At 41.3% G+C, this 15,655-nt stretch carries 8 protein-coding genes; 2 read left to right on the top strand and 6 right to left on the bottom strand.

Annotated features, from left to right (window positions below):
- Positions 1-13 precede the first annotated feature (13 nt).
- The 6 genes from pepT to AC4PG5_RS13335 all read right to left on the bottom strand — a co-directional run bounded on the left by pepT (position 14) and on the right by AC4PG5_RS13335 (position 7,329).
- A complete protein-coding gene (pepT, locus tag AC4PG5_RS13360) occupies positions 14-1,237 on the bottom strand; it encodes a peptidase T (RefSeq protein WP_492029352.1) in 1,224 nt (407 codons plus the stop codon).
- Between the two features lie 220 nt (positions 1,238-1,457).
- Positions 1,458-2,858 (bottom strand): alpha-L-fucosidase, encoded by a 1,401-nt coding sequence (locus AC4PG5_RS13355; protein ID WP_492029351.1) that lies wholly within the window; start codon positions 2,856-2,858, stop codon positions 1,458-1,460.
- Between the two features lie 695 nt (positions 2,859-3,553).
- A complete protein-coding gene (locus tag AC4PG5_RS13350) occupies positions 3,554-5,128 on the bottom strand; it encodes a peptide chain release factor 3 (RefSeq protein WP_492029350.1) in 1,575 nt (524 codons plus the stop codon).
- 140 nt (positions 5,129-5,268) lie between these two features.
- Positions 5,269-6,126, bottom strand: coding sequence for a dTDP-4-dehydrorhamnose reductase (gene rfbD / locus AC4PG5_RS13345; protein WP_492029349.1), 858 nt, complete (start codon positions 6,124-6,126; stop codon positions 5,269-5,271).
- A complete protein-coding gene (locus tag AC4PG5_RS13340; RefSeq protein WP_492029348.1) occupies positions 6,126-6,671 on the bottom strand; it encodes a DUF4924 family protein in 546 nt (181 codons plus the stop codon). Before AC4PG5_RS13340 ends, rfbD begins: the two co-directional genes overlap by 1 nt.
- A 4-nt stretch (positions 6,672-6,675) precedes the next feature.
- Positions 6,676-7,329 (bottom strand): LysE family translocator, encoded by a 654-nt coding sequence (locus AC4PG5_RS13335; RefSeq protein ID WP_492029347.1) that lies wholly within the window; start codon positions 7,327-7,329, stop codon positions 6,676-6,678.
- A 349-nt stretch (positions 7,330-7,678) separates the two neighbouring features.
- Between AC4PG5_RS13335 and purL the strand changes: the two genes are divergently transcribed.
- Together purL and AC4PG5_RS13325 are read left to right on the top strand one after the other, a co-directional pair.
- Positions 7,679-11,383, top strand: coding sequence for a phosphoribosylformylglycinamidine synthase (gene purL / locus AC4PG5_RS13330; RefSeq protein WP_492029346.1), 3,705 nt, complete (start codon positions 7,679-7,681; stop codon positions 11,381-11,383).
- Positions 11,384-11,614: 231 nt separating this feature from the next.
- Positions 11,615-15,652 carry a hybrid sensor histidine kinase/response regulator transcription factor gene (locus AC4PG5_RS13325; protein WP_492029345.1) on the top strand — a complete coding sequence of 1,346 codons (4,038 nt, stop codon included), beginning with the start codon at positions 11,615-11,617 and terminating at the stop codon, positions 15,650-15,652.
- Positions 15,653-15,655: the final 3 nt, after the last annotated feature.

Here is a 15,655-nt window from a genome sequence, read left to right as displayed (position 1 = left end):
TAAGTTTGATTTATTATTTAGCAGCCACCAGCTCGGCAATCTTCACCACCACCTGCATGGCTTTTTCCATATTCTGAATAGGAGCAAACTCATAACGTCCGTGGAAATTCAATCCACCTGCAAAAATATTGGGACAAGGCAATCCCTTATAAGAAAGTTGTGCCCCATCCGTTCCACCACGAATAGGCTTAACATTAGGCTTCACGCCAACAGCTTCCATAGCCTTAAAAGCCGTATCGATGATATGCATGACCGGCTCTATCTTTTCACGCATATTATAATATTGGTCGCGCATCTCTAATACGGCTGTACCTGCACCATATTCGGCGTTGATCCGTTCGACTTGTTGTTGCACAAACACCTTGCGGTTTTCGAACTTTTCACGATCATGATCTCGGATGATATAGCTCACTAGGCTCTGTTCAACCTCGCCTTGAATACCAATCAGGTGATAGAAACCCTCATAACCTTGAGTTTTCTCGGGACTTTCACTCTCAGGGATCATCGTTACAAAACGATTGGCAATGCGAAGAGAGTTAATCATCTTATCTTTGGCATATCCCGGATGAACATTACGTCCTTTGAAGGTCACTTTAGCTGAAGCTGCATTGAAATTTTCGAATTCCAATTCGCCGATCTCACCACCGTCCATGGTATAAGCCCAGTCACAACCAAACTTCTCAACATCGAACTTATGCGCACCGGCTCCAATCTCCTCATCCGGGTTAAATCCGATACGGATCTTTCCATGCTTAATTTCAGGATGCTGTTGCAAATAGACCATCGCTGAAATGATTTCGGCAATACCGGCCTTATCATCAGCTCCCAAAAGCGTCCGACCATCAGTCACGATCAAATCCTCGCCCACATGACTCAACAATTCAGGAAATTGAGCAGGCGAAAGGATCACATTCTCCTCGGCACAAAGCACAATATCTTTCCCATCATAGTTGGCTACAATCCGTGGCGATACATTTTTCCCACTCATATCGGGACTCGTATCCAAATGGGCTATAAATCCGATCACCGGCACCGGTTTATCGGTATTAGCAGGGAGAGTAGCAAAAAGGTAACCATTCTCATCTAATGAGATTTCCTCCAATCCAAGGGTTTCCAACTCTTCTTTCAAGTAACGAGCAAAGATCATTTGTCCGGGAGTACTAGGAGTCAGTCCGGTCAGTTCGTCCGACTGTGTGTCGAAACTGACATACTTTAAAAAGCGATCTACTAAGGTCATCTGATTTATTGTTTATTGATTTATACTTTACATTTTGACACTTTATACTCGGTAAAGTTATAAAAAGCCGTGTGAATTCCCAAGCATTCCACGGCTTTTATTGTTAAAAGAATATAGATTTGTTCGGCAGCAGATTTAAGGAAGATCAACAGATCTTCCTCTGTGCTAACTTCTTCTATTTCATCCTACAATAGTTAAAATAAATAGACCTCAAACTCGCCTAGAGACTGATTTCAAGAGCGACCGGCATTGTGCGATCGACCTCTTTAGGTAGATAGACTTTTATTTTGTCATCTGTAAGCGTCCAACGTAGTGACTTTCCGTTGCTCACCAATCTTACTTTTTGTCCTTTTTGAAGTCTTTTTTCGGTCCACTCTAAGATATTAGGGATTTCTTCCCCCTCTTTAACGGTGCATATGGCGTACATTTTCTGATGATCCTTGCTTACGGTAAACCACATATTACCGTCATTATAATAAGGAGTCGTTCGTGTATGATAAATCGCACGACCGTTTTTATCCATCCATTTTCCGACCTTATTAAGAACTTCAATCACCCCCGGTTCAATTAACCCCTCAGGAGTTGGGCCAACCCCTAAAACCATACTACCACCTTTAGCCACAACCTCAATTAACGACGAAAGCACGTTCTGAGCCGGTTGAAAATGAGCATTCGGAACCCATCCCCACATGCCGGTTAAAGGCAAACAACTCTCCCAAGGATGATTGAGTTGTGTCTCCGGGATAGACCGTTCAGGCGTTTGATAGTTCTCATATTTTCCACCAATGGTTCGATCAACCACCAATAAGCCAGGTTGATGACTTCTTCCCATCTTGGCTATTTTAGGCATATCAATATCCTGATTATTCTGAGGACAAACTTGCCCTCCATCCAACCATAAAATATCCACACTACCGTAACCCGTCATAAGCTCTTCGATCTGATTATAGACGAAACTTTTGAAATGATCCCATCTCTGTGGGTAACGCTTGATATCGTAATTCACATTGCGATCTTTGGTTGCTCTATAATCCCACCAATAATATTGAGAATGCCAGTCCGGTTTTGAGAAATAAGCCCCAATCATAAAGTTCTTGTCGCGGAAGGCTTGAAACACATATTTTGCCACATCCTTCTGGGGATGATTGCGAAAAGGACCATCTTTAGCGATTGAATAGGTGGTTTGTTTCGTATCAAATAAGCAAAAACCATCATGGTGTTTAGTGGTGAAAATCATATATTTCATCCCCGCCTTTGCCATCACATCTGCCCATTGATTAGGATTGAATTTTATCGGATTAAAGACTTTACTTAATCCCCAATACCATTTCTTGTAGTCTTGATAAGTCACCGTTGTATCTCTATTGATCCAATCTTCATTACAAAGGGGCCATGACTCACAAATGCCCGGAACCGCATAAACACCCCAATGAAATAAAACTCCGAATTTCAAATCCTGCCAAGCCTCCAATTTATTTAAGACTTCTTTGTCGGTAGGCCATTCATATCCATCGGCTTGCTCCATGACATCCGATTCTTGCGCCATGACGGGGTGACTCAAAAAAGCTGTAATACCTAACGTTAGTAATGCCGTTCGTTTAAGAAAGTTTGTGATTCTCATAGTTATACCTTGTTTTAAAATATTAATCTCCTCCGGACGCATTTGATTTCTAAAAAGATTGCCTCCCTTTCGAAATCCAATTTACGATGAGTCCATGACTCTTATTCCGAGTTATAGCTCCATTATAGTGAATTAAATAATCCGCCAAACAGAGGCTTGTAAAATCGCCACAATGTTAGTCATTCTTTTTTGTTTAAACAAAAAAAGGAAGAATCCTTTCTCCCTCAAATCATCACCTTTGCAATTGAATAACTGCACTTCATTCGCACAACGCCACACTGTCTTTTATCGGAAGCCCCTATTCAATTAGTTCCCGGATTGGCTCCACTAGTCGTTTATCCAGTTTCATTAGTCGTTTTTGAGACTCCGTTTGTTGAGCCCTCGAAGGTGGGCTCTTCAGCCCTCGTTCGAGGGCTCATGGGTTTTCGTCCGAGGGCCGAAGAGCCTTCGAACGAAGGCTCAACAAATAAAAAGCTCTCAACACTTTAAATCCACTTTAATAAAAATTAAAATCAGTACAAGAGCATTAAATTTCAATAAGCGAAAAAAATACGACGACGTACCACCGCCATCCAAGATCGCATAAAAAAATGATGCCCGCAGATCGTTTGTTTTCTGCGAGCATCATTTATTTCCCTTTCCTTCAATAGCTTTTGAAGCAACAAGAAAGAGATCAGATCAGATTCCTTGGGCGATTAAAACTCACTCGTAAAGTGGAACTTAATATGTTTAAAGTCGATTTGGGCCATTTGAAGAACATAAGAAGAATCGGCTAAGAAGACATCACGACCTTCGCGGTCCTTGGCCATATACTGATACTTCCGTTTCTTAAACGCTTCTAACTCTTCTGCATCATCACTCTCTACCCAGCATGCTTTATATAAGCTAACCGGCTCCCAACGACATGAAGCATTGTACTCATTCAATAGGCGATATTGGATAACCTCAAACTGAAGTTGTCCGACCGTTCCAATAATCTTACGGCCATTGAATTGGTTGACAAACAACTGCGCCACACCTTCGTCCATCAATTGATCGATTCCCTTGGCCAACTGTTTCTGCTTCATCGGATCGGCATTCTCAATGTATTTAAACATTTCCGGTGAGAAACTCGGCAATCCGCGGAAATGCAACAATTCACCTTCAGTCAGCGTATCTCCAATCTTGAACGTTCCATTGTCTGGCAAACCGATGATATCACCGGCATAGGCCTCATCAACAGTCGTTTTACGTTGCGCCATAAATTGGGTGGGCGATGAAAAACGCATCGTTTTGCCGTGACGAACGTGGTAATAGGGAGCATTACGAACAAACTTACCCGAGCAAACCTTGCAGAAGGCCACACACGAGCGGTGATTCGGGTCGATATTTGCCGTAATCTTAAAGATGAATCCCGTAAACTTAGGTTCGTCAGGTTTTACCTCACGCTCTTCCGATTCAATAGGACGGGGACTCGGTGCGATCTCAACAAAGCAGTTCAACAATTCTTGAACACCGAAATTATTCAAAGCCGATCCGAAGAAGACCGGAGCACATTCTCCTTCAAGATAAGTCTCGATATCCAGTTCCGGATAAACGCCTTCGATCAATTCGAGGTCGCCACGTAGCTTATCGGCCAAAGTCTGACCAATCTGCTTGTCCAACTCTTCCGAATGAATATCGACAGCCACCTTTTCAGTTACGACTTGTTTCGAAGGCTGATAAAGGTCGAGTTTTTCTTCATACACATTGTATACGCCTTTAAAACGAGCCCCTTGTTCGATAGGCCATGACAACGGACGGACCTTGATCATCAGTTCTTCTTCTAGCTCATCGAGCAAATCGAACGGATCCTTACCTTCACGGTCCATTTTGTTAACGAAGATGATAACCGGCGTTTTACGCATACGGCACACTTCCATCAACTTACGCGTCTGTGTTTCCACACCCTTTGCACCGTCGACTACAATGATTACACTATCTACGGCAGTCAGCGTACGGTAAGTATCTTCGGCAAAGTCCTGGTGACCGGGAGTATCGAGAATATTGATCTTATAATCACGATAGTCGAACTCCATCACCGAAGTCGTGACCGAGATTCCACGTTGCTTCTCGATTTCCATCCAGTCAGATGTTGCCGTTTTCTTAATCTTATTGCTCTTTACCGCACCGGCAACCTGAATCTGTCCACCAAAAAGCAACAACTTCTCGGTCAATGAGGTCTTACCTGCATCCGGATGCGCAATAATGGCGAATGTACGCCGTCTTTTTATTTCTGATAAATCTGCCATATATAATGTTATTCTTTCACGTTATCCGTCGACTCCATCACACTCTTTTCAGAAGAAAGGTGACCGGAATCGACGCTTCTGCCACCTTAATATATATACATATCTTATTCGTTAGATCTATATGATGCGTTAGATCTATGTTATTCGTTTATCAACCGCTGCACACAACCTTCAAGACTAGCCAACCAATGAGGGATGCTCAAGTTGAACGTTGTTTTTATCTTTGTCTTATCGAGCACCGAATAATAAGGACGAACAGCTTTGGTCGGATACTCTTCGGTATGCAACGGACGAACCCGACACGACGTGATCGCTGCCAACCGGTGAATAGCCAGTGTGAAGTCGTACCATGAACAAACACCTTCGTTGCTATAATGATAAGTTCCACGAATCACCCCCCGATCAATCATCGTCAGAAGCGCTTCCGCCAAATCACCGGCATAGGTCGGCGTACCAATCTGATCGGACACCACACCCAGATCTTCACGCTCGCGCCCCAAACGCAACATGGTTTTCACAAAGTTATTTCCATACTCCGAATACAACCAAGCCGTACGCACGATCATCGCTTGTTGACAATGAGCCGTCACCAACTGTTCACCATCAAGTTTCGTTCGCCCATAAACCGAAATAGGCGAAGTTTCTCTCTCCTCCGTGTAAGGTCTAAAGGTCTTTCCGTCGAAGACATAATCGGTTGATATTTGTATCATAGCGGCTCCATGCTTCTCGGCAATCTTCGCCAGATACCCCGGTGCAGTCGTATTCAACAATCGACAACGTTCCGGCTCATCCTCGGCTCGGTCGACTGCCGTATAAGCGGCACAATTCACCACGCATTCTATATCGTGGCGACCGAAAAAGTCGTCTACCTGTCCTTCATCACAAATATCCAAGTCGTTTACATCTGTGAAAAAATAAGTATGTTGGGGATGGTTGACGGAAACGGCTTGCAACGAACGGCCCAACTGTCCGCAAGAGCCTGTGACCAATATGCGCATTACTCTTCTAGTTTTAGTTCACCTTTGCAGTCTTTATCATAATAGTTGGCCAACATCGAAAGTAGGTTACTGATCTGTTGAAGGGCTTCTTGAGTACCGACACTCACCGATTTCTGTTGTAAACGCAATAACAATACCCCGTAAAGGGCTTCAAAGCAAGTCTCTAATTCCGGTTCATCTTTTTGTCCATTCTTACTTCGCAGTTCAACGATGTAAGGCAAAGCTTTGAAATAAGCTGCACTATAGAACGGAAATTTCGGTGAGGCAAGTAGAGCTTGGTGTAAATCGGTCAGTTTGATAATAATATTCTTATTAATCTGTAAATGACCGCTTTCAACCACACCTTCTTCCGACATCATGGTGATCAAATTACCATACCACTCTCTTAATTCCACGCGTTGTTCTTCCGGATATTTGGTTAAAACACGCTCTTCAATCTGCTCCATGCGACATTCATTGGCACGGATCAGGTCCTCTTCTTGCCACATATATATAAGATATTCGGCAATGTTTCTTTCTTTAAGTTGTTGTGCTATCTGATTCATCTTCCTAATAGAACGATTCTCCCAATAATGTATAAACAAGTCCGATCACCGAAGCAATCATCACAATACTGCCAATGACACGGTTTAAGATCCAAATGCCACGCAAATTAAATTTTGCCCGAACTTTATTGACAAAAAAGGTAATGCCGAACCACCAAGCTAAAGCGCCTAAAGCAATGGCCAGATAACCGGTGATTTGTTCAAACACTAGCACCCCGGGTTCGACGAAAGCAAACCGAGCAAACAAACCGATGAAGAGAAAGATGATCAGCGGATTTGAAAGCGTAACAAAGAAAGCGGTTATAAAATTGTGGAAATAGGACCCTTTGCTAGAAGCTACCGGGCGAATGGATTGCACCGGATTGCTCCGGAATGTATAGATACCAAAAGCCAAAAGCATAATACTTCCCAGCAATTGGAGATAAAACATATTCTTATTGATATAATCGAAAATAAAACTCATACCATATCCGGTGAGTAAAGCGTATGCTATATCACTGATTGAGGCTCCGAGTCCGGTCACAAACCCATACCAACGTCCTTTGTTTAATGTACGCTGAATGCAAAGTACACCTACCGGTCCCAATGGTGCCGAGACGACAACACCTATAATAAAGCCTTTTATTAATATATTAAAAAAAGTTTCTACTTGAATCATGTCGCAAATATCGCATTTTTTTATGAGATCAAAAGACCTTATTAACGTTTTTTCGGTTACTTGGAAGTAAAAAAGTGGCAAAATAGGACAAAAAAAGTACTCTTACCCTTTACAGACTAGAGGTTTCTACCATTCTATATACATGATCTATATTTTACATTTTGTCAGCACACACAGCAGTCCTCAAATAGAGAGTCTACGCTAACCCCATATCCCTAAATATTTTATTCGTTTTCTTTCTCTCCCCCAACGATTTTGATTATCTTTGCACGCACAGATTCAGAAAGGGTTACCCACGAGAGGAGCCTAATCTAAAAACGGAAACTCGTAACACTGTAAATATACACACATGATTCTTTTTTTCAGAACCCCTTCCAAAAGTGTGATTGCCGTAGAGAGCATTCACCAACTTACCTCGGATGAAAGTGAAAAACTGTGCTGGCTCTTCGGAGAAGCGACACTGGAAAGTGAAAAGAACTTAAATGGCTGTTTTGTTGGCCCTCGTCGTGAGATGATCACGCCTTGGAGTACGAATGCGGTGGAAATCACTCAAAACATGGGACTTGAAGGTCTTTCGCGTATTGAGGAGTATTTCCCGGTGAAAGATGAAACGGCTGACTATGACCCCATGCTTCAGCGCATGTATACCGGACTTAACCAAGAAATCTTCACGACTAACAGACAACCGGAACCGATCATTTATATCGAAAACCTTGAGGAATACAATGAAAAAGAGGGTCTAGCACTCTCTACCGATGAGATGGATTACCTCAAACAAGTCGAAAAAGATCTCGGACGAAGATTAACAGACTCGGAAGTTTTCGGATTCGCACAAATCAATTCGGAACATTGCCGACACAAAATCTTTGGTGGAACCTTTATCATTGACGGAGTAGAGCAAGAATCATCGCTCTTCCAAATGATTAAAAAGACCACTCAGGAAAATCCTAACAAAATCATCTCGGCCTATAAAGATAACGTGGCATTCGCCGAAGGTCCTATGATTGAGCAATTCGCTCCGGCCGATCATTCTAAACCCGATTTCTTCCAAGTCAAAGATATTAAAAGTGTGATTTCTATAAAAGCTGAAACACACAACTTCCCAACAACTGTGGAACCATTTAATGGGGCTTCTACAGGTACCGGCGGAGAGATTCGTGACCGTATGGGTGGTGGTAAAGGTTCATGGCCTATCGCAGGAACAGCCGTATACATGACCTCATACCCTCGCACCGAAGAAGGACGTGAATGGGAAGAGGTATTACCCGTTCGCAAATGGTTGTACCAAACTCCTGAACAGATCTTGATCAAGGCTTCTAATGGGGCATCCGATTTCGGAAACAAGTTCGGACAACCTCTAATCTGTGGCTCTGTCTTGACTTTCGAGCACACAGAGAATAACGAAACCTACGGATACGATAAAGTGATCATGCTTGCCGGTGGTGTAGGATATGGCACACAACGCGACTGCCTCAAAGGTAAACCGGAAGCCGGTAACAAAGTCGTGGTTATCGGTGGCGATAACTATCGCATCGGTCTTGGTGGCGGATCGGTTTCTTCTGTCGACACCGGACGTTACAGCAGTGGTATCGAGTTGAATGCCGTTCAACGTGCCAATGCAGAGATGCAAAAACGTGCAAATAACGTGGTACGTGCGCTTTGCGAAGAAGATGAAAATCCAGTGGTATCGATTCATGACCACGGTTCGGCAGGACACGTTAACTGTCTGTCGGAATTGGTTGAAGAATGCGGTGGTGTGATCGACATGAGTAAATTACCGATTGGTGATAAAACACTATCGGCCAAAGAGATCATTGCCAATGAATCACAAGAACGCATGGGCCTATTGATCAAAGAAGAAGCGATCGATCATGTTCGCCAAATCGCCGAACGCGAACGCGCTCCAATGTATGTGGTTGGTGAAACAACCGGCGATCAACGTTTTGCCTTCCAACAAGCCGATGGCGTGCGTCCATTCGACTTGGCAGTCGATCAGATGTTTGGTTCTTCTCCGAAGACTTACATGATAGACAAAACAGTCGAACGTCATTACGAAATGCCTCAATATGAGGAATCAAAACTTCATGAATATTTGGCCAACGTTTTACAACTAGAAGCTGTAGCTTGTAAGGATTGGTTAACCAATAAAGTAGACCGTTCGGTAACCGGCAAAGTAGCGCGCCAACAAACGCAAGGTGAGATCCAATTGCCTTTAAGCGACTGTGGGGTCGTCGCTCTCGATTATCGTGGAGAAAAAGGTATTGCAACCTCTATTGGTCATGCCCCTCAAGCAGCATTGGCTGACCCTGCTGCAGGATCCGTCTTGGCTGTATCGGAAGCTTTAACCAACTTAGTATGGGCACCATTGGCTGAAGGACTCGACAGTGTGTCGCTTTCGGCTAACTGGATGTGGCCTTGTCGTTCACAAGAGGGTGAGGATACCCGTTTGTACACGGCAGTCAAAGCACTAAGCGATTTCTGCTGTGCGCTTCAGATCAACGTGCCAACCGGTAAGGATTCCTTGTCGATGACCCAAAAATATCCTGATGGCGAAAAAGTCGTTTCTCCGGGTACAGTTATTGTCTCTGCCGGTGGAGAAGTATCGGATGTAAAGAAAGTCGTATCACCGGTTCTTGTTAACGATGAAAAAACAACTCTTTATCACATCGACTTAAGTTTTGATGAACTTAAGCTGGGAGGTTCGGCTTTCGCACAAACTTTAGGCAAAGTAGGCGACGATGTGCCTAGCGTACAAGATGCTGAATATTTCCGTGATGCATTCTTGACTCTACAAGAACTCGTTAATAAAGGATTGATCTTAGCCGGACATGATATCTCTGCCGGAGGTTTGATCACCACTTTACTTGAAATGTGCTTCGCTAACGCAGAAGGCGGATTAGAAATCAGTTTAAATAAGATTAAAGAACAAGATTTGGTCAAAATCTTATTTGCAGAAAATCCTGGTGTGGTGATCCAAGTGAGCGACAAACATAAAGAGGAAGTGAAACGTATCCTTGAAGAGGCTGGTGTAGGCTTTATCAAATTAGGTCAACCGGTAGACGAACGCCATATCTTGGTTGATCATAACGACGCAACGTACCAATTTGGTATTGACTATATGCGCGATGTTTGGTATTCAACATCTTATCTGCTCGATCGTAAACAATCGATGAATGGTTGTGCTAAGCAACGTTTTGAAAACTACAAAATGCAACCGATTGAGTTTGCCTTCATGAACCAATTCAAAGGTAAGTTCTCACAATACGGTATTGATCCTAATCGCCGCACACCAACAGGCATTCGCGCCGCCATTATCCGCGAAAAAGGAACAAATGGTGAACGCGAAATGGCTTATTCACTCTATTTGGCAGGATTCGACGTGAAGGACGTCACCATGACCGACTTGATTACCGGACGTGAAACTCTAGAAGAGGTCAACTTGATTGTTTACTGTGGTGGATTCTCCAACTCCGATGTTCTAGGTTCAGCTAAAGGTTGGGCAGGTGGATTCTTGTTCAACGAGAAAGCCAAAGCTGCACTCGACGCCTTCTATGCCCGTGAAGACACTCTGTCATTGGGTATCTGTAACGGTTGCCAGTTAATGATGGAACTTGGACTGATCTATCCGGAACACGAGAAGAAAGGTAAAATGCTACACAATGATTCTCACAAATTTGAGTCTTCATTTGTCGGCGTAACCATTCCAACCAACCGTAGTGTGATGTTTGGCTCATTAAGTGGTAGCAAGCTAGGTATTTGGGTGGCTCACGGTGAAGGTAAGTTCTCTTTGCCATATGCAGAAGACCAATACAACATTGTAGCTAAATATAGTTACGACGAATATCCGGCTAATCCAAACGGATCAGACTATTCGGTTGCAGCTCTAGCTAGTGCCAATGGCCGTCACTTAGCGATGATGCCTCACTTAGAACGTGCTATCTTCCCATGGCAAAATGCTTATTATCCGGAAAACAGAAAAGGTAGTGATCAAATCACTCCGTGGATCGAAGCTTTTGTAAATGCTAAGAAATGGATTGAAGAAAAAAAAGATTAATATAAATGATCTATAACAAATAAGGGCTGCTCAATTGAGCAGCCCTTATTTGTTATAACTAATCCTTACTCACGCCGATTTACCACCGAACCATCAGATTAATTGATATTTACGCCAAACCATAGAGTGTAAAAAAAATGCATATTTCTTTGTTTTTATATTTTTTTTTATAAATTTGTAAATCCCCTTTTGTTTAACCTTTTGATAATCATTCTAAACAGTATCTATCGTATGAATAGGCACGTTTTTATTGGAGATTTTCTCCAACAGCAATTATTATATCAGTTTAAAAGGGGAACTCAAGTTTGGCTAATCTATATCTGCCTCACCTTACTTTCATCCACAGCCCAAGCTCAAACTTATCGTTATATCGGCGTCGAAGACGGATTAAGCAATCGTCGCGTATTTTACATTCAAAAAGATAGAACCGGCTATATGTGGTTTCTAACCCATGAAGGCATAGACCGATTCGACGGCAAAAATTTTCGGTTTTACAAATTGATGGATGGAGAACATCAACAAAACTCACTGCTCAACCTCAATTGGCTATACTTAGACAGCCAAGGAGGGCTCTGGGAAATTGGGAAAAGAGGAAAAATATTCCACTACAACCGAAATCACGATCGATTCGATTTAGTTTATAAGCCCGAGCAAGAAACGAATGATCAACCCGAAATCATCAATCATAGCTATATCGATCGCAGCGACAATATTTGGTTATGTAATGCCAATCACATTTACCTATACCACATCAAAAGCTCAAAAATCACAGAGATCGCGAATCCCCTCCATCTTCCTATTACTTCTATACAACAAGCCGACAATAATCTTTTCTATATTGGTACCACCAACGGATTATATCAGGTGACATTAAAAAACAATCGTCTGGATAAACTTCCATGCAAAGCCTTAGATCATTTAAAATCTGTAGACATAGAAGAACTTTATTATGATCAGAATTATCAAAAAGTATTTATCGGAACTTTTAAACAAGGAATTTTTGTCTTCGATTGTAAAAAAGGAGTGATTATAATCCCGGAGCATGGTCTGACAGACGTTAGTATTTCCAGAATCAAGCCATTAAATTCCGATGAATTATTATTTGCAACCGATGGTGCAGGAATTTTGAAGATGAATATGCAAACCTGTCACATCGAACCTTACATCACAGTCGACTATGAATCCTATCATAAGATGAATGGAAGTAGTATCGCAGATATGTACATTGATGACGAGAAATGCATCTGGATGGCTAATTTTCCCATAGGAATCACTATACAAGATAACAAATACGATAGCTATAATTGGATCAAGCACACCATCGGAAATGAACAATCCTTATCGAATGATCAAATAAACGATATCATCGAGGATAGAGATCAAGATCTTTGGTTTGCAACCAATAACGGGATCAGCCTATATCAAACCAAAACTAAAAAATGGAAAACATTTTTCAAGTATTCCATCAACGAATCGGCCAACTACAATCATATCTTCATGACATTATGTGAAGTCTCACCCGGCATCATCTGGGCAGGCGGATATTCCTCCGGAATTTATCAAATCAATAAAATGACGGGACAAGTAAGCAGCCTTGCTCCATCTAGTTACTCAAAGACTACTATACCACGAGATAAATATATCAGAGATATCCAAAAAGATCAACAAGGGAATATATGGATTGGCGGGTACTATAATCTAAAATGTATAAATCCCAAAAACAGAACGCTAAACCTATATAAGGGAATTAACTCCGTCACCTCTATTTTAGAACGGAACCCCGAACAGATGTGGGTCAGTACAGCTGCCGGACTCTATTTAGTCGAAAAAGGGAGCGTCAACTATACCCACATCGAGTTTCCTATGAAGTCATTCTATATCTATAGCCTCTATCAAAATCCGGAAGGATTATTATATATCGGAACAAGTGGCCTAGGATTAATCATTTATAATCCAGACAATAAAACAATCGTAAACCTTAACACCCAAAACAGTGCATTAATCTCAGACAACATATACAGCATACTATCAGGTAAAAAAGAGGAAATCATTCTGGCCACAGAAAATGGATTAAGTTGCTATTACCCTCACAAAAAGACCTTTCAGAATTGGACAAAGGAGCAAGGATTGATGTCTACCCATTTCAATGCACACTCGGGTATTTTACGTCACAATAAATATTTCATTTTAGGAAGTTCAAATGGAGCGATAGAGTTTCACCAAGATGTAAACAAGAACATACAGTATCGTTCCAAGATGGTATTCAGTGATTTTAAATTATTCTATCAAACGATATACCCCGAAGATTCGGGTTCCCCCTTACAAAAAGAGATCAATGAAACCACAGAGCTTAAACTCAAATATAGCCAGAATATATTCTCCATAAAAGTCAGTTCGATAAACTACGATTGTCCGTCCGATGTTTTATATTCCTGGAAACTTGAAGGTTTCTTTGATCAATGGACCGATCCGAGTCCTGAAAGCGTCATTCAATTTACGAATCTCAATCCCGGGAAATATAAACTTAGGGTTAGAGCCATCTCCAATGAAGATAACCGTGTCATTCTTGAAGAACGAAGTATAGACGTACACATTGCCTATCCTTTCTGGTTATCAATCTGGAGCATGCTTTTTTATATTTCCATTCTATCTCTAATCGGTTACTTCACCATACGAATCATTTATCTTAAAAAGCAACATAAAATTTCGGATGATAAAATTCAGTTTTTTATTAATACGGCTCATGACATTAGAACTCCGTTGACATTGATCAAAGCTCCACTCGAAGCTTTAAATGAGCAAAACAAAGATAAGTTGATTTCTGAAGAAGTCAATAATATAGCCATTGCCTTACGTAATGTAGAGGCCTTATTACACATCACGGACAATCTACTAAACTTTGAGCAGATGAGTAAGTATACTCCAATACTCAATTTATCGGAACATGAACTATATTCTTTTGTTAAAGAAATCTCAGAGACTTATCAGTCCTATGTCAAAGTTCGAAATATAACCCTGACCTTTACAAGTAATGTCGACTATCTGAATGTCTGGTTCGACAAAGACAAAATGGAATCTATTATTAAGAATCTTTTGTCCAATGCTTTAAAATACACTCCAGAGCAGGGACTAGTCACCATCTCGATCCACAATGGGCGTAAACATTGGGGTATCCAAATCAAAGATACAGGTATTGGCATTCCCAAGAAAGAGATGAAAAAGATCTTCAATCTGCATTTTAGAGGGAGCAACGTCATTAATTCTAAAATAACCGGAAGTGGCATTGGGCTAGTACTTGTTCAGAAGTTCGTACACATGCACCATGGGAAGATAAAAGTCGACAGTTTTGAAAATCAAGGCACCGATATTAAAGTCATCTTTCCTAAAAAACTAAGCCACCCCCAATCATCTTCCAAAAAAAGATTACCTTCCATCTTCTTTAAAGAGTTAAGCTCGAAGATAACTCATAATAATCTCCCGATCATCCATTCGCAAGGTAACGGCATTCCTTATATTCTTATAGTGGAAGATCATAACGACCTTAACAACTATTTAAACCAGATTTTATCCGAGAACTACCTCGTCAAAGGATGTAATAACGGTAAAGAAGCTCTAGAAATCATTAAAGAAGGTTCTCCGAACCTTATCATTTCAGATATCATGATGCCAGAAATGGATGGATATGAGCTATGCCGAATTATTAAAAATAATATAGAAACATCACACATCCCAATTATTCTACTAACGGTACTAAACCAAGATCAAGATATTTTAGCGGGATTAGAGACTGGGGCAGATGAATATATCATTAAGCCATTCAAGACTAGCTTACTCAAAGCAAAAATCATAAATATATTAAATAACAGAACTCTTCTTAAAAATAAATATGCTAACTTAGACCTCGAAAACAAGGAACAATCTACAGAAAAGACCAATTTTGCTGAGGAGATGGACTTAAAGTTCATCACTTCAATAAAGGACCTAGTTGAGGAGCATATGGAGAATTCTGATTTTACCATTGACGAATTGTGCAATCAGATCGGAATGAGCCGAACTGCTTTTTACACCAAGTTAAAAGCTCTAACCGGACAATCTCCTAGCGATTATATTCGATTGATCAAATTAAAAAAAGCAGCTGAACTTTTAGCCGAAGGACGATATAATGTAACAGAAGTTGCCGATATGACGGGATTTAGCGATATCAAACATTTCCGTGAAATATTTAAGAAACAATTCAAAGTCACACCAAGTAAGTATAATAAAGAATAATCG

The sequence above is a fragment of the Bacteroides sp. QWL-09 genome (assembly GCF_058683585.1).
Note: the sequence above shows the minus strand (reverse complement) of the source record. Positions and strands in the feature narration are given on the sequence as shown.

Excerpts from the sequence above, each read along its gene's own strand:
- rfbD (WP_492029349.1), bottom strand. The coding sequence starts at position 6,126 with ATGCGCATATTGGTCACAGGCTCTTGCGGACAGTTGGGCCGTTCGTTG.
- purL (WP_492029346.1), top strand. The coding sequence starts at position 7,679 with ATGATTCTTTTTTTCAGAACCCCTTCCAAAAGTGTGATTGCCGTAGAG.
- AC4PG5_RS13355 (WP_492029351.1), bottom strand. The coding sequence starts at position 2,858 with ATGAGAATCACAAACTTTCTTAAACGAACGGCATTACTAACGTTAGGT.
- AC4PG5_RS13350 (WP_492029350.1), bottom strand. The coding sequence starts at position 5,128 with ATGGCAGATTTATCAGAAATAAAAAGACGGCGTACATTCGCCATTATT.
- AC4PG5_RS13325 (WP_492029345.1), top strand. The coding sequence starts at position 11,615 with ATGAATAGGCACGTTTTTATTGGAGATTTTCTCCAACAGCAATTATTA.
- AC4PG5_RS13335 (WP_492029347.1), bottom strand. The coding sequence starts at position 7,329 with ATGATTCAAGTAGAAACTTTTTTTAATATATTAATAAAAGGCTTTATT.
- AC4PG5_RS13340 (WP_492029348.1), bottom strand. The coding sequence starts at position 6,671 with ATGAATCAGATAGCACAACAACTTAAAGAAAGAAACATTGCCGAATAT.
- pepT (WP_492029352.1), bottom strand. The coding sequence starts at position 1,237 with ATGACCTTAGTAGATCGCTTTTTAAAGTATGTCAGTTTCGACACACAG.